The organism is Variovorax sp. N23 (assembly GCF_025486315.1).
Taxonomy (GTDB): domain Bacteria; phylum Pseudomonadota; class Gammaproteobacteria; order Burkholderiales; family Burkholderiaceae_C; genus Variovorax.
In genome coordinates this window covers 567079-587210 of the sequence record NZ_JAOOPY010000001.1, presented here as the reverse complement: position 1 = coordinate 587210, position 20132 = coordinate 567079, and the positions used below count along the sequence as shown (strand labels likewise).

The 20132-nt window shown below is 68.3% G+C and carries 24 protein-coding genes; 10 read left to right on the top strand and 14 right to left on the bottom strand.

Translation table 11 applies throughout. From position 1 onward, the window contains the following. The 12 genes from N8A90_RS02840 to flgB form a co-directional block, all read right to left on the bottom strand. The coding region (locus N8A90_RS02840; RefSeq protein ID WP_316043998.1) for a HAMP domain-containing protein at positions 1–500 on the bottom strand (500 nt) is incomplete at its 3' end. An 18-nt stretch (positions 501–518) separates the two neighbouring features. Next, on the bottom strand, positions 519–989 hold the full coding sequence (locus N8A90_RS02835; RefSeq protein WP_262073123.1) for an MCP four helix bundle domain-containing protein: 471 nt from the start codon (positions 987–989) through the stop codon (positions 519–521). 34 nt (positions 990–1023) lie between these two features. After that, positions 1024–1527 (bottom strand): chemotaxis protein CheW, encoded by a 504-nt coding sequence (locus N8A90_RS02830; RefSeq protein WP_262073122.1) that lies wholly within the window; start codon positions 1525–1527, stop codon positions 1024–1026. A gap of 67 nt (positions 1528–1594) precedes the next feature. Continuing rightward, the gene (gene flgJ, locus N8A90_RS02825; RefSeq protein WP_262073121.1) at positions 1595–2584 is read right to left on the bottom strand and encodes a flagellar assembly peptidoglycan hydrolase FlgJ; all 990 of its coding nucleotides are present in this window, start codon (positions 2582–2584) and stop codon (positions 1595–1597) included. A 9-nt stretch (positions 2585–2593) separates the two neighbouring features. Continuing rightward, the gene (locus N8A90_RS02820) at positions 2594–3709 is read right to left on the bottom strand and encodes a flagellar basal body P-ring protein FlgI (RefSeq protein WP_262073120.1); all 1116 of its coding nucleotides are present in this window, start codon (positions 3707–3709) and stop codon (positions 2594–2596) included. A gap of 32 nt (positions 3710–3741) precedes the next feature. Continuing rightward, positions 3742–4467 (bottom strand): flagellar basal body L-ring protein FlgH, encoded by a 726-nt coding sequence (locus N8A90_RS02815; RefSeq protein ID WP_410087621.1) that lies wholly within the window; start codon positions 4465–4467, stop codon positions 3742–3744. Then, positions 4464–5246 carry a flagellar basal-body rod protein FlgG gene (flgG, locus tag N8A90_RS02810; RefSeq protein WP_262073118.1) on the bottom strand — a complete coding sequence of 261 codons (783 nt, stop codon included), beginning with the start codon at positions 5244–5246 and terminating at the stop codon, positions 4464–4466. Before flgG ends, N8A90_RS02815 begins: the two co-directional genes overlap by 4 nt. Before the next feature lie 45 nt (positions 5247–5291). After that, complete coding sequence (flgF, locus tag N8A90_RS02805) at positions 5292–6032, bottom strand: flagellar basal-body rod protein FlgF (protein ID WP_262073117.1); 741 nt, start codon at positions 6030–6032, stop codon at positions 5292–5294. Between the two features lie 43 nt (positions 6033–6075). Then, positions 6076–7317 carry a flagellar hook protein FlgE gene (gene flgE, locus N8A90_RS02800; RefSeq protein ID WP_262073116.1) on the bottom strand — a complete coding sequence of 414 codons (1242 nt, stop codon included), beginning with the start codon at positions 7315–7317 and terminating at the stop codon, positions 6076–6078. 51 nt (positions 7318–7368) lie between these two features. Continuing rightward, on the bottom strand, positions 7369–8073 hold the full coding sequence (locus N8A90_RS02795) for a flagellar hook assembly protein FlgD (RefSeq protein WP_262073115.1): 705 nt from the start codon (positions 8071–8073) through the stop codon (positions 7369–7371). A gap of 23 nt (positions 8074–8096) precedes the next feature. Beyond that, the gene (gene flgC, locus N8A90_RS02790; protein ID WP_410087628.1) at positions 8097–8492 is read right to left on the bottom strand and encodes a flagellar basal body rod protein FlgC; all 396 of its coding nucleotides are present in this window, start codon (positions 8490–8492) and stop codon (positions 8097–8099) included. A gap of 48 nt (positions 8493–8540) precedes the next feature. After that, the gene (flgB, locus tag N8A90_RS02785; RefSeq protein ID WP_262073113.1) at positions 8541–8948 is read right to left on the bottom strand and encodes a flagellar basal body rod protein FlgB; all 408 of its coding nucleotides are present in this window, start codon (positions 8946–8948) and stop codon (positions 8541–8543) included. Between the two features lie 210 nt (positions 8949–9158). Here flgB and flgA point away from each other — a divergent pair, with 210 nt between their 5' ends. From flgA to N8A90_RS02760, 5 genes are all read left to right on the top strand, one after another. Then, on the top strand, positions 9159–9869 hold the full coding sequence (gene flgA, locus N8A90_RS02780; RefSeq protein ID WP_262073112.1) for a flagellar basal body P-ring formation chaperone FlgA: 711 nt from the start codon (positions 9159–9161) through the stop codon (positions 9867–9869). A gap of 80 nt (positions 9870–9949) precedes the next feature. Further along, positions 9950–10246 (top strand): flagellar biosynthesis anti-sigma factor FlgM, encoded by a 297-nt coding sequence (gene flgM / locus N8A90_RS02775; RefSeq protein WP_262073111.1) that lies wholly within the window; start codon positions 9950–9952, stop codon positions 10244–10246. Continuing rightward, complete coding sequence (locus N8A90_RS02770; protein WP_262073110.1) at positions 10243–10698, top strand: flagella synthesis protein FlgN; 456 nt, start codon at positions 10243–10245, stop codon at positions 10696–10698. The genes flgM and N8A90_RS02770 overlap by 4 nt, the downstream gene beginning before the upstream one ends. 19 nt (positions 10699–10717) lie before the next feature. Then, positions 10718–11287, top strand: a complete 570-nt coding sequence (locus N8A90_RS02765; RefSeq protein ID WP_262073109.1) for a hypothetical protein — start codon at positions 10718–10720, stop codon at positions 11285–11287. Positions 11288–11406: 119 nt separating this feature from the next. Continuing rightward, positions 11407–12966: a methyl-accepting chemotaxis protein gene (locus N8A90_RS02760; RefSeq protein WP_262073108.1), complete on the top strand. Its 1560-nt coding sequence runs from the start codon at positions 11407–11409 to the stop codon at positions 12964–12966. Between the two features lie 103 nt (positions 12967–13069). On the opposite strand, the gene N8A90_RS02755 is transcribed toward N8A90_RS02760, so the two are convergent. Next, positions 13070–13402: a hypothetical protein gene (locus tag N8A90_RS02755; RefSeq protein WP_262073107.1), complete on the bottom strand. Its 333-nt coding sequence runs from the start codon at positions 13400–13402 to the stop codon at positions 13070–13072. A 168-nt stretch (positions 13403–13570) separates the two neighbouring features. Here N8A90_RS02755 and N8A90_RS02750 point away from each other — a divergent pair, with 168 nt between their 5' ends. The 4 genes from N8A90_RS02750 (at position 13571) to N8A90_RS02735 (ending at position 17885) form a co-directional block, all read left to right on the top strand. Further along, on the top strand, positions 13571–15388 hold the full coding sequence (locus N8A90_RS02750; protein WP_262073106.1) for a glutamine--tRNA ligase/YqeY domain fusion protein: 1818 nt from the start codon (positions 13571–13573) through the stop codon (positions 15386–15388). 60 nt (positions 15389–15448) lie between these two features. Then, positions 15449–16339 (top strand): restriction endonuclease, encoded by an 891-nt coding sequence (locus tag N8A90_RS02745; protein WP_262073105.1) that lies wholly within the window; start codon positions 15449–15451, stop codon positions 16337–16339. A gap of 69 nt (positions 16340–16408) precedes the next feature. Next, positions 16409–17287, top strand: coding sequence for an alpha/beta fold hydrolase (locus N8A90_RS02740; RefSeq protein WP_262073104.1), 879 nt, complete (start codon positions 16409–16411; stop codon positions 17285–17287). Between the two features lie 49 nt (positions 17288–17336). Then, positions 17337–17885: a pseudouridine synthase gene (locus N8A90_RS02735; RefSeq protein ID WP_262073103.1), complete on the top strand. Its 549-nt coding sequence runs from the start codon at positions 17337–17339 to the stop codon at positions 17883–17885. 7 nt (positions 17886–17892) lie between these two features. Here the strand turns inward: N8A90_RS02735 and N8A90_RS02730 are convergent, their stop codons facing one another. Beyond that, complete coding sequence (locus N8A90_RS02730; RefSeq protein WP_262073102.1) at positions 17893–19134, bottom strand: MFS transporter; 1242 nt, start codon at positions 19132–19134, stop codon at positions 17893–17895. 111 nt (positions 19135–19245) lie between these two features. Here N8A90_RS02730 and N8A90_RS02725 point away from each other — a divergent pair, with 111 nt between their 5' ends. Next, complete coding sequence (locus tag N8A90_RS02725; RefSeq protein ID WP_262073101.1) at positions 19246–20127, top strand: peptidoglycan DD-metalloendopeptidase family protein; 882 nt, start codon at positions 19246–19248, stop codon at positions 20125–20127. Positions 20128–20132 lie beyond the last annotated feature (5 nt).

Here is a 20132-nt window from a genome sequence, read left to right as displayed (position 1 = left end):
ACTTCGGAGGCGGACGCGGCCAGCTGGTTCGCCTGGCGCGCGTTGTCGGCGTTCTGCTTGACGGTCGAGGTCAGCTCCTCCATCGAGGCGGCCGTCTCTTCCAGCGAGCTGGCCTGCTGCTCGGTGCGCGAGGACAGGTCCTGGTTGCCCGAGGCGATCTGGCTGGAGGCGGTGGCCATGGTGTCGGTGCCGTGGCGAACCTCGCCGACGATCTTCGCCAGGTTGCGGTTCATCTCGTTGAGGGCCTGCAGCAGCTGGCCGACCTCGTCGGTCGAGTCGACGTCCGCTTCCTGGGTGAGGTCACCGGCGGCCACCGCCTGCGCAACGCCCAGGGCACGCCCCAGGGGCCGGGTGATGCCGCGCGTCAGCCACCAGGCCAACGCGCCCCCGAGGGCCAGCGCGGCGAGCGTGAGACTGATGAGGCCGATGCGGCCCGAGCGGTAGAGCGCGTCGATGCCGGCCGCGGTGCGGTCGATCTCGCTTTGCTGGTGCGCCAGCATGGCCTGGATGCTGCCGTCTTAGCCCGACAGCATGGGCACCAGGCGGCTGTCGGTGATCTGGCCGGCCTCGTCCTGCTTGCCTTCGGCCTTGAGCTTGAGGATCGCGTTGCGCAGATCGATGTACGCGGTGCGCCGGCGCTTGATGTCGGCGCTCAGCGCCTCTTCTTCCGGCGTTTCGAGCATGGCCTCGAGCTTCTTCTGCGTCTCGGAGATCAGCTTGCTGGTCCGGCCGATGTTCTCCTGCAGGTAGGCCTGCACCGCGGCGTCGTTGCTCTTGACCAGGGCGAAGGTCCGCACGCTGTTGTTGCTGGTCGCCTGCAGCCAGGTGGCGGCCAGGCGTTCCTTGGCCAGCGAACGCTGCGCCATCCGTTCCGTGCCGTCGCCCACACGTTGCAGGCCCATCACGCCGATGGCCGCGATCACCGCCGCCAGCGCCAGCACCAGCGCGAAGCCAGTGCCCAGGCGCGTTCCGATCTTCCAGTTTTTCATATGTCTCTCGTTCTATGGTTCGGTCGGGCACGGCTCAGGCGGCCAGCTTCTCGATGAGGCCCAGCTCCTCGCCGGACATGAGGCGGTCGATGTCCACCAGGATCAGCATCCGCTCGTCCAGCGTGCCCAGGCCGATCAGGTAGTCGGTGTCCATCGCCGAGCCCATCTCCGGCGCCGGCTTGATCTGATCGGCGCTCAGCGTGATCACGTCCGACACGCTGTCGACCACCATGCCCACCACGCGGCCGCCGATGTTCAGCACGATCACCACGGTGAACTCGTCGTAGCGCGGCTCGCCCAGGTTGAACCTGATGCGCATGTCGATGATCGGCACGATGATCCCGCGCAGGTTCACGACGCCCTTGATGTGGGCCGGCGCGTTGGCGATGCAGGTCACGGTGTCGTAGCCGCGCAGTTCCTGCACGCGCTGGATGTCGATGCCGTATTCCTCTAGGCCGAGCGTGAAGGTCACGACTTCGAGCCGCCCATCGGCGGGGATGGCGATCGCCTGGTTCGGCCGGTGGAGTACTTCTGCCATGGGTGTCTTTCGGTGGTCTGTGCGCGGGGGATTCAGGGAGAGGTACCAGGTCGGCAGCGCCGGGCGTTCAGCCGAACTTCTGCATGATGCGAACCAGCTTGTGGCCGTAGTCGGGGTCGGTGGCGTAGCCGGCGCGCTGCAGTCCATGGGCCGCCGCGGCCGGGTCGTCGGTGCTCAGCACGTCGGCGTAGCGCGGGTTGCGCGTCATGAACTTGGCGTAGTCGGCAAAGGCCTCGTCGTAGGAGCCGTAGGCACGGAACTTGGCACGCACCTTCTGCGGCTCGCCGTCCACGTACTCGGTGGTCATGGTCTCGACGACCGGCCCTTTCCAGCTGCGGTCGGCCTTGATGCCGAACAGGTTGAAGCTCTGGGTGCCGTCGTCGCCGCGGATCTCTCGCTTGCCCCAGCCCGACTCGAGCGCGGCCTGCGCCAGGATCAACGGTGCGGGAACGCCGCTCGCCGCGCTGGCAGATTGGGCTGAGCTGCCCATGCGCGCGACGAAGTCATCGACCTTCCCTTGCAGCGACGGGTTGTCGCCACCGGAACCGCCACGGTCGCCGTTGACGCGGTAGAGGTTCAGGTCGGCACCACCGGCACGTGGCCCGGGTGACGAGCCGAGCGGGATGCCCGCGTTTTCCTTCAGCGGGAACGACACCAGGCGGTCGAGGGCGAAGCCCTTCGATGCACTACCGGTGGCATCGCCTTCGGCGTTGCCGCCCGCGCGCTGGAGCTGCGTCAGCATGGCTTCAGCCAGCCCGAGTCCGCGGCCGGACAGGTTCTGCGACAGCTGCTGATCCAGCATCGAGCGGTAGACCTTCTCGTTCTGCCCGTCGATCAGGCCGCTCGAGGGCGAGGCCTCGCGCATGCTCTTGAGCACCATGTTCATGAACATCGCCTCGAACTGCCGCGAGACCTGCTTGAGGCCCTCTTCCGGCGAGCTGCGTACGGTACGGCGTAGGTCGCTGACGCCCTGAACGTCGAGCGCGAAGCGCTGGTCCAGCGCGCCGTTGCGGGCGACATCGCCGCCGCTCCAGGTATTGGATGCCGTGACGGTCATGCCGCGTCCTCAGATGATCTCGAGCTCGGCGCGCAGGGCGCCGGCGGACTTCATGGCCTGGAGGATCGACACCAGGTCCTGCGGGTTCGCGCCCAGGCTGTTCAGGCCCTTGACCACGTCGGCCAGCGACGCACCGCCCTTGACCATCTGCAGCGCGCCGCCGCCCTGGTTGACCGAAATCTGTGATGTCTGCGCCGCCACCGTCTGGCCGCCCGAGAAGGCGCCCGGCTGGCTCACCACCGGCTCGGTGTTGATCACGACCGACAGGTTGCCGTGCGCCACGGCGCAGTCTTGCACCCGAACGTTCTGGTTCATCACCACGGAGCCGGTGCGGGCGTTCACCACCACGCGGGCCGTGGCCTGCGATGGCGTGACATCGATGGCTTCGAGCCGCGCGAGGAAACCGACGCGCGCCTCGGGCATCGGCGCACGCACCACGATCACGCGCGCGTCCTGCGCATCGGCCGTCCCGGCGCCGAACTCGCGGTTGATGGCATCGGCCGCGGCCTTGGCCGTGCCGAAGTCGGAACGGTTGAGTTCGACCGACAGCGTGCTGTCGCCGCCGAGCGGCGCCTCGACGCCACGCTCGACCAGGCCCCCGGCCGGAATGCGGCCGGAGCCGAGCTGGTTGATCTGCACCTTGCTGCCATTGGCCGACGCACCGGCGCCACCAACGACCATGTTGCCCTGCGCCAGCGCATAGGTCTGGCCATCGACGCCCTTGAGCGGCGTCAGCAGCAGCGTGCCGCCACGCAGACTCTTGGCATTGCCCATCGACGACACGGTCACGTCGATGTTCTGGCCGGGCCGCGCGAAGGCCGGCAGCGTGGCCGTGACCATCACCGCCGCCACGTTCTTCAGCTGCATGTTCTTGCCTTCCGGGATCGTGATGCCCAGTTGCTGCAGCATGTTGTTCAGACTCTGCACCGTGAACGGCGTCTGCGTCGTCTGGTCGCCCGTGCCGTCCAGGCCGACCATCAGGCCGTAACCGATCAGCTGGTTGTCGCGCACGCCCTGGATGCTCGCGAGCTCCTTCAGCCGTTCGGCATGGGCAGGGGCAGCCGACACCGCCGCACACAGCGCCGCGAGACCGAGAATTGAACGCAGGGTGCGCGGGAGAGGCATGGCAGGTTTCTTTCGGTTCTGAAGCAGTGCCATCAGAAAGGCATCACATTGAGGAAGAAGCGCTGCATCCAGCCCATGGTCTGCGCTTCGTCGATGAAGCCCTTGGCCGTGTATTCGATGCGCGCGTCGGCCACCAGCGTCGACGAGACGGTGTTGCTGCCGGAGACGGTGCGCGGGTTGACCACGCCGGAGAACCGGATGAACTCGGTGCCCTGGTTGATGCCCATCTGCTTTTCGCCGCTGACCAGCAGGTTGCCGTTGGACATCACGTCGGTCACGGTCACCGTGATCACGCCGTTGAAGGTGTTGTTGGCGTTGGCACCACCGGTCGCCTTCAGCACGTTGTCGCCGGACAGCTTGGTGTCCTGGCCATCGAGCAGCGAGCCGAGCAGCTTGGGGATGCCGCCGGCGAAGGTGCCGGTGGTGCTGCCGTTGCGGCTGGCGTTGGCGCCGGAGGTCTTGCTGGCGTTGACCTTCTCGCTGATCACGACGGTCAGGATGTCGCCGACGTTGCGCGGCCGACGGTCCTCGAACAGGGCGTTGGCGCCGGGGCCTTCGCGGAAGATCGCGCCGGTGGGCCGCCGCGTCGGCGAGGCGGCGTAGGTTTCCGCGCGTGCCGTCATCGGCTGGTGCACCAGCGGCTCGCGCGGGATCTGGGCACAGCCCGCCGCCACCACGGCCGCGAGCAGCACCAGCGTGCGCGCCGCGGGCGCAGCACTGCGGCATGCGGAAAAAGCGGAACTGCGCATGGTCATCACAGCTGGGCGAGCTTGGCCAGCATCTGGTCCGAGGTCTGCACGGCCTTGCTGTTGATCTCGTAGGCGCGCTGCGTGGTGATCATGTTCACCAGCTCCTCAACCACGTTGACGTTCGAGGCCTCGACGTAGCCCTGCGTCAGGGTGCCGGCACCTTCGACGCCGGGCGTGACCGCATTGGGTGCGCCCGATGCATCGGTCTCGGTGTAGAGGTTCTCGCCCATGCTCTGCAGGCCGGTCGGGTTGAGGAACGTCGCGAGCTGCAGCTGACCGACCTGCACCGAGGCCGTGCTGCCGGCCTGCGACACCGTCACCGTGCCGTCGCGGGCAATGGTCATGCTGGTGGCGTTCGCCGGGATCGTGATCTGCGGCTGCACCTGGAAGCCGCTCGCGGTCACGAGCTGGCCTTCGGCATTGCTCTGGAACGAGCCGTCGCGGGTGTAGGAGGTGGTGCCGTCGGGCATCAGCACCTGGAAGAAGCCGCCGCCGTTGATGGCCACGTCCTTCGGGTTGTCGGTCTTGGTGAGGTTGCCCTGCGAGTGCAGGCGCTCGGTGGCGACCACGCGCACGCCGGTGCCCAGTTGCAGGCCCGAGGGCAGGCGCGTCTGGTCGGAGGTCTGGCCGCCGACCTGGCGCATGTTCTGGTACATCAGGTCCTCGAACACGGCGCGGCTGCGCTTGAAGCCGGTGGTGCCGACGTTGGCCAGGTTGTTGGAGACGACGTCCAGCTGCGTCTGCTGCGCATCGAGGCCGGTCTTGGCGATATAGAGGGAACGGATCATGGGAAATACTCCTGTGGAACGGCGTCGGGCGCGGGGCTCGGCCGCTTAGCCGTAGGCCAGCAACTTGTTGGCGGATTGCGCGTTGGTGTCGGCGGTGGTGATGGACTTCATCTGCATCTCGAAGCTGCGGGAGTTGGCGATCATGGCCACCATGGCCTCGACCGGATTCACGTTGCTGCCCTCGAACACGCCGCTCATCACGGTGACGGCCGGGTCGGCCGCCGCGGGTTGCAGGCCCTCGCGCATGCGGAACAGGCCGTCGTCGCCGCGCACGAGGTCGGTGGACGGCGGGTTCACCAGCTTGAGACGGCCGACCTCGGCCACGCCCACGGCCGGGTCACCGGCACCGCGCGCCGCGATCAGGCCGGTGCTGCCCACGGTGGCGGTTGCGCCGGGCGGGATGACCAGCGCGCCGTTCTCGCCGACGACCGGGCGGCCGCCCATGGTCGTGAGCTGGCCGTCGGCCGCCACCTGCAGGTTGCCCACGCGGGTGTAGGCCTCGCCGGTGGCGGTCTGCACCACCAGCCAGCCGTCGCCCTTGACCGCCACGTCGAGTTCGCGGCCGGTCTCGGTGATCGGGCCGGTGCTGAAGTCGGCGCCGGGCGTGGTGGCGACGACGAAGGAACGCGTCTGCGCTTCCTCGCCGACCACCGGCACCGCGCGAAAGGCGTTGACCTGCGCCCGGAAACCCGGGGTCGAGACATTCGCCATGTTGTTGGCGACCGAGGCCTGTTGTTCCATGGCCTGCTTGGCGCCGCTCATCGCGACATACAGCATTCGATCCACTGGGTGCTCCTGAAAGAAGATGAAGGAAGGCGGCGCCTGCGCGTCAGCGGATCTGCATCAGCGTCTGCATGACCTGGTCCTGCGTCTTCACGGTCTGCGCATTGGCCTGGTAGCTGCGCTGCGCGACGATCAGGTTGACCAGTTCGGAGGTCAGGTCGACGTTGGACGCTTCGAGCGCGCCCGCGGCGAGCGACCCCAGCTTGGTGCCCGCGCCCGGGGTGCCGGTGAGGGCCTGCCCGGAAGCCGCCGTCTCCTTCCAGACGTTCTCGCCCATCGGCTCGAGGCCGTTCGGGTTGGCGAAGGAGCTGAGCACGACCTGGCCGAGCAACTGCGTCTGCTCGTTCGAGTAGGTGCCGGTGATCGTGCCGTCGGGGTTGATCGAGAAGGCGGTCAGCTGGCCCGAGGTGTAGCCGTCCTGCTTGAGCGCGTTGATCGAATTGGCGTTGCCGAACTGCGTGGTGCCCGTGAGGTCGACCGTCGCGGTCAACGGTGCCGAGCCGTTGGTGAAGGTCAACGGGCCGACCGTGAAGGCGCCGCTCGCGGGCGTGGCCATGTTGCCGTTCTGATCGAAGGTGTAGGTGCCCAAGACGGTCGGGGTGGCCGGCGGGCCGCCCGACGTCATCGTCGTGCCGTCGACCGAGCCGTACACGTTCCAGGTGTTGGTGGCGGGGGCGGGGGCCTTGACGAAGTACGCGCCCAGCTCGTGCGGGCCGCCCAGCGAATCGTAGATGGGGCCGAGGGCGTTGGAATAGTTGAAGGTGTCCGAATCGTTTGCGTTGAAAGGCGTCTTGGCCGGCGTCTTCAGGCGCATGTCGAGGTTGAACTCGGCGGAGATTTTGGTGGTCGGCTTCGGCGTCATCGCGGCGGTCGGGATCTGGATGGGTGCCGGCGTGCCGCCGTTGATGGTGCCGGTCGCCGACACGCCATAGCCCGTCAGCTGCAGGCCGGCCGCGTTGATGATGTAGCCGCTGTTGTCGCGGGTGAACTGGCCGTTGCGCGAGTACATGACTTCGCCGCTGGGGCTGGACAGGCGATAGAAGCCGTCACCGTTCAGGATGGCCACGTCGAGGCCGCGGCTACTGGTCTGCGTCACGCCCTGGGTGAAGTTCTGCACCACGCCCGCCACCGAGGCGCCCAGGCCGACGCGCGAGCCGGCATACACGTCCTGGAAGGTCGCGGCCGCCGACTTGAAGCCGACCGTGCCGGAGTTGGCGATGTTGTTGCCGATGACGTCGAGGTTCGAAGCGGCTGCGGCCAGACCGCTGATGCCTTGGGAAAAAGCCATGATGAAGGTCCTTGTTTCAGTGCAATGAAGAGATGAATGAAATCGCCGGGTTCAGAGGAACATGCGCACGTCGGACAGGGCGATGCTCTTGCCCGTCGAGAGTTCGAGCGTCACGCCGCTGCTGCCCTGCTTCACGGCAGCCACTTGCGTGAAGGTGAGCGCGGTGGCCGACACGTTGGCGCCGGCGCCGGTGGCCTTCACGCTGAACTGGTAGTTGCCTTCGGCGACCACTTCGCCGGCATCGTTCTTGCCGTCCCACTTGACGCCGTTGGCGCCTTCGCCCAGCGCGCCGAGTTCCATCGTGCGGACCTTGGTGCCGTTCGCATCGGTGATCGTCACGGTCACGTCGGTGGCGCCGTTGGCCGGCAACTCGACCGCGAAAGGCACATCCTGCGGCGTCTTCGTGCCCGCGCTGTCCGTCGACATCTGCAGCGACAGTGCGTTACCGGGGGACAGCACGGCATTGCCGATCAGCGACGCGGCCTGCAGCACCTGGCTGGAGCTGCTCTGGCTCACCAGTCCGCTGAGCGTGGTGTTGAGCTGCTCGATGCCGCTGACCGTGCTCATCTGAGCAAGCTGCGAGGTGAGCTCGGCGTTGTCCATCGGGTTGAGCGGGTCCTGGTTGTTGAGCTGGGTGACGAGCAGCTTCAGGAAGCGCTTCTCGCTGTCGGCATTGGACGTGCCGGTGGTCGCGGTGGCGGTGGCGGCGGTGGCGGCGGTGTCGGTGCCGACGGTGGAGGTCGAAGTGATGGCCATGGTGTGGAGGTGGGAGTGGAGAGTTACTGACCGACGGTGAGCGTCTTGACCATCAGCGTCTTGGCGGTGTTGAGCACCTCGACGTTGGCCTGATAGCTGCGGGAGGCGGAAATCATGTTGGTCATCTCTTCGACCACATTGACGTTGGACATGGCCACGTAGCCGTCCGGCCCGGCGTGCGGGTTCTTCGGGTCGTAGACCATCTTGGATGGCGACGGGTCTTCGACGATGTTCGCGACCTTGACGCCGCCGACGTCGTTGCGGCCCGAGCCCGCGACCTCGAACACCACCTGCTTGGCACGGTAGGGCTGGCCGTCGGGGCCGGCCACGCTCTCTGCGTTGGCGAGGTTGCTCGCCGTCACGTTCATGCGCTGCGACTGCGCCGTCATGGCGGAGCCGGCGACGTTGAAGATGTTCATCGAGTTGCTGGGAAAGGGCATGCGTTCTCTCCGACGGTGGTCACCGTGTTATTGCTGGACCGCCGACAGCAGCGTCTTGATCTTCGAACCGATGACCGTGAGGTTCGATTCGTAGCGCAGCGCGTTGTCGGCGAAGTTGATGCGCTCCACGTCCATCTCGACGGTGTTGCCGTCGATGCTGGACTGGTTGGGCACGCGGTAGAGCAGGTTCTGGTCGGGCATGGCCTGCGCTTCGGCGCGGATGTGGCGCGATGAGGTGACCGACATGCTCATCGACTGCGAGGCCCGGCCGCGCTCGACGGCCTCGGTCAGGCGGCTGCTGAAATCGATGTCACGCGCCTTGTAGTTGGGCGTGTCGGCGTGGGCGATGTTCGACGCCAGCACCTCCTGGCGCTGGGCGCGCAGGTTGAGTGCTTCGCGGTTGAAGTTCAAAGCTGCATCGAGCTTGTCCATCATGTGCTTCCATGGGTGGGAGGGGCATCGCTTCGGCCGAGGCGTGGCGACTGATGGAAAGCGAGTCTATGCACGGCCCGCTTTTGCAATGGGTCGAACAAAGGGTGTTTTCGGCGTCACTTCCTCACTTCGCAGGCGGGGTCCGCTCCCTAGAATTGCTCGCATCAAGGACACCCCGCGCCCCTGTATGCGCACCGTGCTCCGCCCCATGCCATGACGCCACGCCACCTTCTTCGCCGCTTGCTGCCCGCCACCCTCGGGGCCCTGGCCACCGTGCTCGGCACGGGCGCCGCCTGCGCCGCGCAGCCGCTCCCCGGTCCGGCCATGGCCGCGATCGAACGGCTGATCGAGCGCCAGACGGCCGGCCTGCCCGGCAAGGCCACGGTGACCGCCGCCCTGCCCGGCACCGCCGAGTTGCCGGACTGCGATGCCTTCGACGCCTTCCTGCCCACCGGCGCCGCCGCGCGCGGGCGGCTGTCGATCGGCCTGCGCTGCCGCACCGGCGCCGCGTGGACACGCTTCGTGCCGGCCTATGTGAAGGTCGAAGGCACTTACTACGTGGCGACCCGCACCATCGAGCCCGGCGACGCGCTCGGGCTGGCCGACCTCACCGCACAGACCGGTGACCTGGCCGCCCTGCCCCGCTCGGTCGTCACCAACGACAGCGAACTGGCGGGGGTCCGCGCCACCGGCCGCATCGTCGCCGGCGCGCCGTTGCGCCGGGAACTGTTGCGCGCGCCCACGGTCATCCACCAGGGCCAGTCGGTCCAGGTGGTGGCGCAGGGCGCCGGCTTCACCGTCAGCACCGAAGCCCGGGCCCTGACGCAGGCCGCCGCGGGCGGAGTGGCGCGGGCCAAGACCCTGGACGGACGGATGGTCACGGGCGTGGCCGACGAGGACGGGCAAATCGTCCTGTCGCAATGAGTCGCGCGGAAAATTTCACGCCCGGCCTAAAGTTCTCGTCCAAGCTGCCGATATCTGGGTCAACCTGCTAAGGAACCATCGTGAAGATCAATCCACCCGCCCCACCGACCACGCCCCTCGCGGCGGCGCCCAAGGCGAGCGCCGCCGCGGCGGCGGGCGCCGATGCAGCCGAACGAGCCAAGGAGGCTGCCTTGAAATCCGCTGCACGGGTGCGCGCCATGCCCAACCCCGCCGTCAACGGCGAATTCGACGCGGAACGCGTCGCGGCGATCCGCGAGGACATCCGCGCCGGCCGCTACCAGATCAACCCCGAAGGCATCGCCGACGGCCTGCTGGCCAGCGTGCGCGACCTGATCGACTCGAAGCCCACGCCGTGAATACCCTGCTCGCCGACCTCTGCGCCGAAATTTCGTGCCTGAAAGACTTTATCGCGGCCCTGAACCGCGAGGAGAAGGCGATGCTCGAGGGCCGCTTCCATGACCTGGCCGCCATCACCGAGGAAAAGACCCGGCTGATGGACCGGATGGCCGAACTCGACGTGGTGCGCGAAGCCACCCAGTGCGCCCTGGGCCACCTGCCCGGCAGCGAAGGCGCCAGCGCCGCGGCCCATGCGGCCGGCGAAGCGACCGAGCAGGCCTGGAAGAGCCTGATGCAGTTGGCCGAGGAAGCCCGCAACGCCAACCAGCGCAACGGCTCGATGGTCTACAGCCACCTCGACTTCACGCAACGCGCCCTGCATTTCCTGCAGGCCAGCACCGAACTCTTCTACGGCCCCGACGGCGTGCGCAAGCCCACGTCGGCGTCGCGCGGGCACATCGCCCTCGGCTGAGCCCGGCCACCCGACCCGAATGTCGAACACGCCCGGCAACACCTCTTCCCCTCGGCCTTCCCGGCGCAGCCGGGCATTGGCCGCTTTCCCGTGGGTGCTGCTGGCCTGCGCGCTGGCACTGTTCGGCTTTGCCGCCTACATCTCGCTGCGCTATGCGCAGGCCGCGTCCGGCGCCACGGACAGCGCGACTGCCGCCGGCCTCTGGGGGCAGTTCGGTTTCCTGATGGGCGGGATCATCGGACCGTCGCTGGGCTTCCTGACGGTGGTGGCGCTCGCGATGACGCTGCTGATGCAACTGAACGCCGCGGCAGAAGCCCGCCGCGAGGCCGACACGCTTCGGCAAGAGGCCGAGCGGCGCGCCCGGCCGGCCTTTCTGGAAACCAAGCTGGCCGCGCTGAGCACCCTGATCAATGCCGCCAACCACGAGATCTACCGTGCGGGCGGCACCACGGTGGAACAGCGCCAGGTCTGGGACGACCGCAAGAACGCCTTCCTCGTCGAGATGGACGCGACCTTCGCCGCGCTGCGGGCGCTCGAACCGCAAGCGGATCCCGCGGCGCCCGCGGACGCCGCCGCACCGGCGGTCTGAGCAAAACTGCACGCGTCGCGCGCGTGCGATGCGGCAACCGCCTGCAGAAGCGCCGCGTTCGGCCGATATGCAGCCAAGGGCTGTCGACGGGCGACGGCCCGATCCGCCATCCGACCTCGATGAAAACACTGAACAACCTCAAGATCGGTACCCGCATGGGTGCCGCGTTCGCCACACTGCTGGCCCTACTGATGCTGGTACTGGCCATGGGCCTGACGTCGATGCGCAGCATCGATCGCCACCTGGACACCATCGTGCACAACAACAATGCCAGGGTGTCGGCCGTGGGCACGATGCAGAACGCGATCCGCGACATCCTGGCGTCCACCGTCGTGGTCGTGCTCCTGAACGAGGAGAAGGACATGGCCGAAGAGATGAAGCGCATCACTGCGGCCAAGGCGCGCTACAGCACCGCCAAGGACGCCCTGGCCAAACTGATGGTCAGCGACATCGGCAAAGAAAAGCTCGCCAAGGTTGACGAAGCCGCCGTGCGCAGCGCATCGGCCACGGGGCTGGTGATTGACATGGGGTTGAAGAACCTGAACGACGAAGCAACCCGCACGCTCATGCAACAGGCACGACCGGCCCTGCAAGCCACCCTGGCGCTGCTGGAAGAGCTGGCCGTCTACGAGAGTAATCTGAGCGAAGCCGCCTCGATCCAGGCCAGCCACGACTACGCCCGCGCCACCCAGCTCATGATCGCCGTCGGCGGCATCGCGCTGGCGCTGGGCGCCTGGGTGGCATGGTTCATCACGCGCTCGATCACCCGCCCGATCGGCGAGGCCATGCTGGTTGCCGAAGCCGTGGCCGCCGGTGATCTGAGCTCGCGCGTCGAGGCGCGTTCGCGCGACGAAACCGGCCGGCTCATGACCGCGCTGAAGACGATGAACGAGAACCTCGCCAAGGTGGTGGGCGAAGTGCGCCAGGGCACCGACACGATCGCGACGGCCTCGAGCCAGATCGCCTCGGGCAACCAGGACCTGTCCTCGCGCACCGAGCAGCAAGCCAGCTCGCTGGAACAGACTGCGGCCTCGATGGAAGAACTGACCTCGACGGTCAAGCAGAACGCCGACAACGCACGTCAGGCCAACCAGCTGGCTGCGTCCGCTTCCGAGGTGGCCGTGCGCGGCGGCAGCGTGGTCGGCCAGGTGGTCGACACCATGAGCGCGATCAACACCTCGAGCAAGAAGATCGTCGACATCATCGCGGTCATCGACGGCATCGCCTTCCAGACCAACATCCTGGCGTTGAACGCTGCCGTGGAAGCGGCACGCGCTGGCGAGCAGGGCCGCGGGTTTGCGGTGGTCGCCTCTGAAGTGCGCAGCCTGGCGCAGCGCTCGGCCGCTGCGGCCAAGGAGATCAAGGGCCTCATCGACGACTCGGTGAGCAAGGTCGAAGCGGGCAGCCACCAGGTGGCCGAAGCGGGCCAGACGATGGACGAGATCGTGGCCAGCGTGCGTCGCGTGACGGACATCATGGGTGAGATCAGTGCGGCGAGCCACGAGCAGACGCAGGGCATCGAGCAGATCAACCAGGCGATCACGCAGATGGACCAGGTGACGCAGCAGAACGCGGCGCTGGTGGAAGAAGCGGCCGCGGCCGCCGGCTCGCTGCAGGAGCAGGCCGCCACGCTGGTCAGCGCGGTCAGCGTCTTCAAGCTGGACGCGACGGCGCACTGACGGCCCCCCAACGACGAAGCGCGCGCCCGGCCTGTCAGCCGGAGCGCGCGCTTTGTCGTTTGTCTTCAGGCCAGCCCCTGGGGCCGGCCGGACTCGCCGGTACTCAGCGGTAGTAGCCGCCGTGGCGATGACCGTGACCGCGGTAGTAGCCGGGCGCCGGACGGTAATACACCGGCGGCGGCGCGTAGTACACGGGCGCCGGGCGGTAATACACCGGCGGTGCCGGACGGTAGTAGACCGGCGGCGGTGCGTAGTACACGGGCGGCGGCGCGTAATAGGTGGGTGCGGCCACGCCGAGCGCGATGCCGGGTGCGTTGATGCCGACAGACCAGCTCACGTCACCGCGGGCACTGGCGGCCGATGCGCCGAGCAGCGCGGCAGCCGCGACGGCGCCACTGGCCATCCATTTGAAGAAGGTCGAACGTGTGAGGCTCATGACGGGACTCCTGTTAAAACTTTTGGCGGATTCTGGATTGAATCCGCCGGGTTGGGCGCCTGACGCCCATGTGTGTATTGAACGCGTCAGGTGTTAATCAGGTTCACGCTGCGCCGTGAAGTTCGTTGCCAAAGGTAACCCATGCACCCCCGCCTCTAGAATGAACAGATGACCTCCCCTGCCGACAAAGACGCCGCCAAAGCCGGCGCTGCGCCCAGTAATTTCCTGCGCCACGTCATCGAAAACGACCTCGAACAGAACACCTATGCCGGCCGACAGTGGGGCGGTTCGCCCGGCGACGCCCGGCACCATGCCGATGGCATGCCCGACCCGGCCAAGGTCCGCATGCGCTTCCCGCCCGAGCCCAACGGCTACCTGCACATCGGCCACGCCAAGAGCATCTGGCTGAATTTCGAGCTGGCCAAGGAATACGGCGGCGTGTGCCACCTGCGCTTCGACGACACCAACCCCGAGAAGGAAGAGCAGGAATACGTCGACTCCATCCGCGACGCGGTGAAGTGGCTCGGCTACGAAACCTACCTGGCCGACCGCCCCAGCGCGCCCGGCACGATGCAGCCGCACGAGTACTTCGCGAGCGACTACTTCGACTTCATGTACCGCGCGGCCGAGTACCTGATCGAGAGCGGCCTCGCCTACGTCGACGAACAGACGCCCGAAGAGATGCGCGCCAACCGCGGCGACTTCGGCAAGCCCGGCGTCGACAGCCCCTTCCGTTCGCGCACGGTCGAGCAGAACCTCGAACGCTTCCGCGCCATGCGCGACGGCCAGCTCGAAGACGGCGCGGCCATCCTGCGCGCCAAGATCGACATGGCGAGCCCCAACATCAACCTGCGCGACCCGGCCCTCTACCGCATCCGCCGGGCCACGCACCACAACACCGGCGACAAGTGGTGCATCTACCCGATGTACACCTTCGCGCACCCGATCGAGGACGCGCTGGAGCAGATCACCCATTCGATCTGCACGCTGGAGTTCGAGGACCAGCGCCCCTTCTACGACTGGCTGCTCGACAACCTCGCGGCCGGCGGCCTCATCGCCAGCCCGCATCCGCGCCAGTACGAATTCGCGCGCCTGAACGTGACCCATGTGCTCACCAGCAAGCGCAAGCTGCGCCAGCTGGTCGAAGAAGGCCACGTCGACGGCTGGGACGACCCGCGCATGCCCACCCTCGCCGGCCTGCGCCGCCGCGGCTACACGCCCGAGGCGCTCAAGCTCTTCTGCGAACGCAGCGGCACCACCAAGTCCGCCGGCGGCTGGACCGACTACGCCGCCCTCGAAGCCGCGCTGCGCGAAACCCTCGACCCCATCGCCCCACGCGCCATGGTCGTGCTCGACCCGGTGAAGCTGGTCATCACCAACTGGGGCGAACTCATGGGCAGCGACGACATCCTCGACGACTGCAGCGCTCCCGTGCACCCGCACCACCCGGAACGCGGCGAACGCCATTTCAAGATCGGCCGCGAGGTCTGGATCGAACGCACCGACTACGAAGACGTGCAGCCCAAGGGCTTCTTCCGCCTCTTCCCCGGCAACAAGGTGCGCCTGAAGTACGGCCACACCATCGAATGCACCGGCGCCACGCGCGATGCCGACGGCAAGCTGCTCGAAGTGCAGGCCACGCTGGTGCCCGACACGAAGAGCGGCACGCCCGGTGCGGACGCGATCAAGGTGAAGGGGAACATCACCTGGGTGGCCGTGGCGGATGCGGTGGCGGCGGAGGTGCGGTTGTATGAGCGGCTGTTTGTCGAGGCGCAGCCGGGCAGTGGGGAACTGCTGGATGAGTTGAACAAGGCCAGCTTGGTGAAGTGTTCGGCGTTCGTGGAGCCCTCGCTCGCGAGCGCGGAAGGCGGCGCCGGGTTCCAGTTCGAGCGGCACGGCTACTTCGTCGTGGACGCGAAGGCGGCGGACGCTGGGCGGCATGTGTTCAATCGTGCGGCTGGGATGCGGGACAGCTGGGGAAAATAAGGCGAAGGTGACGCGCCAAGAACGGCCATGTCCAGTCCAAGCAGAAACGACCGTCATCGCTTGAAGGCGCGCACTGACCTCGCCGGCAAGGGCCTGGCCGCGCTGGTCATCGGCGTCCTGCTCCTCACCGTCATCCCCAACCTGATGCGCGCCCACTTGGGCCCGACCATCGGCCAGGTGCTGCGGCCGGCGGGCTGGGTGGCGCTGATGCTGGGCGCGGTCCTGCTGGTGCTGAACTACTTCGTCCAACGATCGAACCAGGAGCCGGTCGCCGAGCCGACGCGGTCCGTCACGCCGGACACGGCGCCGCTGTCGAAGAAGCTGGCGGCGCGCAAGCCAGCCGCGGCGCCCGTGGCACCGCCCACGCCGCTGGGTGTGCGGCAGCAGGCAAGTTGGAGCCCGGTGGTGCTCGCCGACATCGAGTGGCGCCGCTTCGAGGCCGTGTGCGAGGCCTTCTATGCGCAGGCGGGGCTCGCGACGCGCAGCCAGTCGCACGGGGCGGATGGCGGCGTGGACATCTGGCTGGAATCGCAGCACATGGACCAGCCGCGCATCGTCCAGTGCAAGCACTGGCAGGGCAAGCCGGTGGGCGTGAAGGAGATGCGCGAATTCCTCGGCGTGATGACGGCGAACAAGCTGCGCCACGGCACGTTCGTGACGAGCTCGAGCTTCACCGCCGACGCGCTGGCCTTCGCCGCCGACAACGGCATCCACCTGCAGGACGGCGCGGCGCTGCTCAAGCTGATCGGCCAGCGCACGCCGGAGCAACAGGCCGCCCTGCTCGCCGTGGCCTACGAGGGCGAGTATTGGCGGCCCACCTGCGCCAGCTGCGGCACCAAGATGGTCGAGCGCACGTCCGGCAAGTTCGCGCGGCCGTTCTGGGGGTGCGCGAACTACCCATCGTGCCGCGGGCGGCCGATTCCGAGGGCGCGTGCCGCACAGCACGCCTGACGCAGGCCGCCGCCACATCGGTGCCGCATGGGCTCCTTTACGATGAAGATCATTCTTCTGGAGACACACATGCCGCACACAGAGACCGATTTCACCCTCACCGCCGACGATGGCCACGCCATCGAGGCGCACCGCTGGCAAGGCGGCGAGCCGCATGCCATCGTGCAGATCGCGCATGGCATGGGCGAGCATTCGTTGCGCTACCGGCCGTTGGCGGAGGCGCTCACGCGCGCGGGCTACGTGGTCTATGCGAACGAGCACCGCGGCCACGGCCCGCATGCGGCGGCACATGGCGAGCTGGGCGACTTCGGCCCGCGCGGCTTCGCCGGGCTGGTCGATGACATGGCGCTGCTGAGCCGGCATGCGCGTGCCGCGCATCCGGGGCTGCCGCTGGTCCTGCTGGGCCACAGCATGGGCTCCTTCGCGGCGCAGCACTATCTGGTCCAGCACAGCGCGCTGCTGGCCGGTGCCGCGATGTCGGGCACCACCGCCATCGACATGCTGGGCGCGGCCGTGCAGACCGGCTTCCGGCTGGAAGACATGAACGCCGCGCTGCCCGACGTGCGCACCCCCTTCGACTGGCTCAGCCGCGACCCGGCCCAGGTCGACGCCTACATCGCCGACCCGCTGTGCGGCTTCACGGTCACGCCGGAGAGCTGGGCATCGATGTTCGCGAACGCGGCAGCGCTCACGCCCGCCGCGATGCGGTCGCGCATCCGGCCCGACCTGCCGCTGTACCTGTTCATCGGCGACGAAGACCCGGTGAGCAACAAGGGCGAGTGGTTCTACCCGCTGGTGCAGCGCTACCGCGACGCCGGCCTGCGGGACGTGTCGTGCCACGCCTTCGGCGGCGCGCGCCACGAGGCGCTGAACGAGACCAACCGCGACGAGGTGGTGGCGGTGCTGCTGGCGTGGCTGGCGCGCGTGGCGCCGCCGCGCCAGGGCTGAGGGCGGCTCGGGCCTGCAGCTGAGAGCGGGGCGCTATCCTCAGCGCCCCATGGTGTCTTCCGCCCCTCCGCGCCTCCTCCGCTTCAACAAGCCCTACGGCGTGCTGAGCCAGTTCACGCCCGAGGGCCGCTGGCAGGGCCTCAAGGACTTCATCGACCTGCCGGGCGTGTACGTGGCCGGCCGGCTCGACGCCGACAGCGAAGGCCTGCTGCTGCTGACCGACGACGGCAAGCTGCAGGCACGCATCGCCGATCCGCGCTTCAAGATGGAGAAGGTGTACTGGGTGCAGGTCGAGGGCGTGCCCGACGACGCGGCGCTGGCCGCGCTGCGCGATGGCGTGACCCTCAACGACGGCCCGACGCGCCCGGCCCGCGCGCACCGGCTCGACCCGCCGCCGGACGTGTGGGCGCGGACCCCGCCGATCCGTGTGCGGCAGGCCATCCCCACCACCTGGATCGAGCTCGCCATCAAGGAGGGTCGCAACCGCCAGGTGCGCCGCATGACGGCGGCCGTCGGGCACCCGACGCTGCGGCTGATCCGCGCGGCCATCGGGCCTTACACCCTGGACGGGCTGGCGCCGGGCGCATGGGCCGGTTGACGCGGCGCTACGGATTCTTCTTGCCGACCGCGGCGCGTGCAGTCGCAGCTCGAGGAATCCACTGGGCCAGCACGCCCGCCGCGACGAGTGCGAGCAGCCCGGTCAACGCAATGCCCGCCGCCAGCGACACGGTCCCTGCCAGGAACGACAACAACACCGGGCCGGACGAGGCCCCGATGTCCGACATCAGCCGCCACACGCCCAGGAAGTGCGCCCGGCCATGGCGCGGCGAATGGTCGGCACCGAGCGTCATGATCATCCCCGAACCGATGCCGTTGCCGAAGCCGATGGCCAGCGCGACGAGCAACAGCGTAACAACACCCGTGGTGAACGGCATCAGCAACATCGCCGCGCCCATCATGAGCATCGACGGCACCGCGACCCAGCGCCGCCCTTTGATGTCCATCACCTTGCCCGCCGGGTAGAACACGAGCATGTCGATGCCACCCGACAGGCCGTAAATCAGCGACGCGACCGCGGGCGCCAGTGCCAGGTGTTCCGCCCACAGCGGGATGACGGCCTGACGCGAGGCCCGCACGGCACTGACCAGCAGCACGCCCACGCCCACCGTGAGAAAGACGCGTCGGTGGTCCCGCAGGGTCGATCCCATCGTGACGGCGGCCGGCGCGGCATGGCCGGCGGGCAGCGGCGAGATTTCCAGATCGGGAATGCGCGCGCCGATGGCGGCCGCGCAGGTCACGCCCACGATGCCTACCACGAAGGCCGCCGACAGCCCGAAGTAGTGGACGGCCGCCGCAGCGAGAAAGGGGCCGATGAACATGCCGATCCGCATCACCCCGCCCAGTGTCGACAGCGCTCTCGCTCGGTACACCACGGGCACGGCATCGGTCAGGTAGCTCTGCCGTGCCAGGTTGTAGACCGCTTGCGACATGCCCACCATGAAGCAGCCCGCAGCGAACAGGCCCAGGTGCGTCGTCAGCACGCAGAGGGCCATGCCGAGCGCGCTCCAGAGGCCGGCCGCCACGATGGACCAGCGCTCGCCCCAACGCATCGTGATCAACGATGCCGGAATGTTGTTGAGCAGCGAGCCGATGCTGATCAGCGCTACCGTCAGCGCCGCCATCGGCACCGAAGCGCCGAGGTCTCGCGCCATCAGCGGAACGATGGGGAGGATGGCGCCTTCGCCCACCCCGAAGAGCAGAGAAGGCCCGAAGGCGGGAAGCGCGATGCGTCGGAGGGAGAACTCGACGGCGGACGATGGTTCGGACGTGGCGGGCGCGGAGGGCATGAAGCGAGAACGGATTCGGACAGACGCGGCCCGACCGCCGATCGGCCGGGCCGTGGATTGTCTCGCCGATGCCGGATGTCTGCAGGCGCGGCCGCTCGCTAGACTTGCCCGATGCCTTCATTCGACCCTTGCCTTTCGCACGCCACCACGCGACGCACCGCCCTCCTCGGCACGCTCGGCACCCTGCTGCTGCCGACCCTGCCCGCGCTCGCGGCGCCATCGACAGCCGCAGCCGGACCCTGGCCGCAGGCCTCTGCCGTGCCGGGCGGGGTGGCGCGGCTGTCGCTCGGCCCCGCGGCCGTGCGCCCGACGGCGCACACCGACGCCGACGTGCCGCTGCTGGTCACCGGCGACCCGATCGAATGGACCGCGCTGGTCGGCATTCCGCTGGCGGCAGCGGTGGGCAGCGCGCGCATCGTGGTGCGCACCGACGGCGGCGCCGAAAGGTCCGTCGCCTACGGCATCGCCCCCAAGCGCTACAGCGAGCAGCGCCTGAAGGTGGCGCCCGGCACGGTCGACCTGTCGGCCGCCGACCAGGCGCGCTACGAGCGCGAACGCGACCACCAGGCCCGCGTGATGGCCGCCTTCACCGAGGCGCTGCCGGCCGACCTGCAGATGGCGGTGCCGGTGCCCGGCCGACGCTCCAGCTCCTTCGGCCTGCGCCGCGTGTTCAACGGCCAGTCGCGCAATCCGCACAGCGGCATGGACATCGCCGCGGGCACCGGCACGCCGGTGCGGGCGCCGCTGCCGGCCCGCGTGATCGACACCGGCGACTACTTCTTCAACGGCGGCACAGTGTGGCTCGACCACGGCCGCGGCCTGCTCAGCATGTACTGCCACCTGAGCGCGATCGACGTGAAGGTGGGCGACGCGCTGCAGACCGGCGACCGCTTCTGCGCCGTGGGCGCCACCGGCCGCGTGACCGGGCCGCACCTGCACTGGGGCGTGATGCTCAACCGCACGATGGTGGACCCGGCGCTGTTCATCGTCTGAGGTGC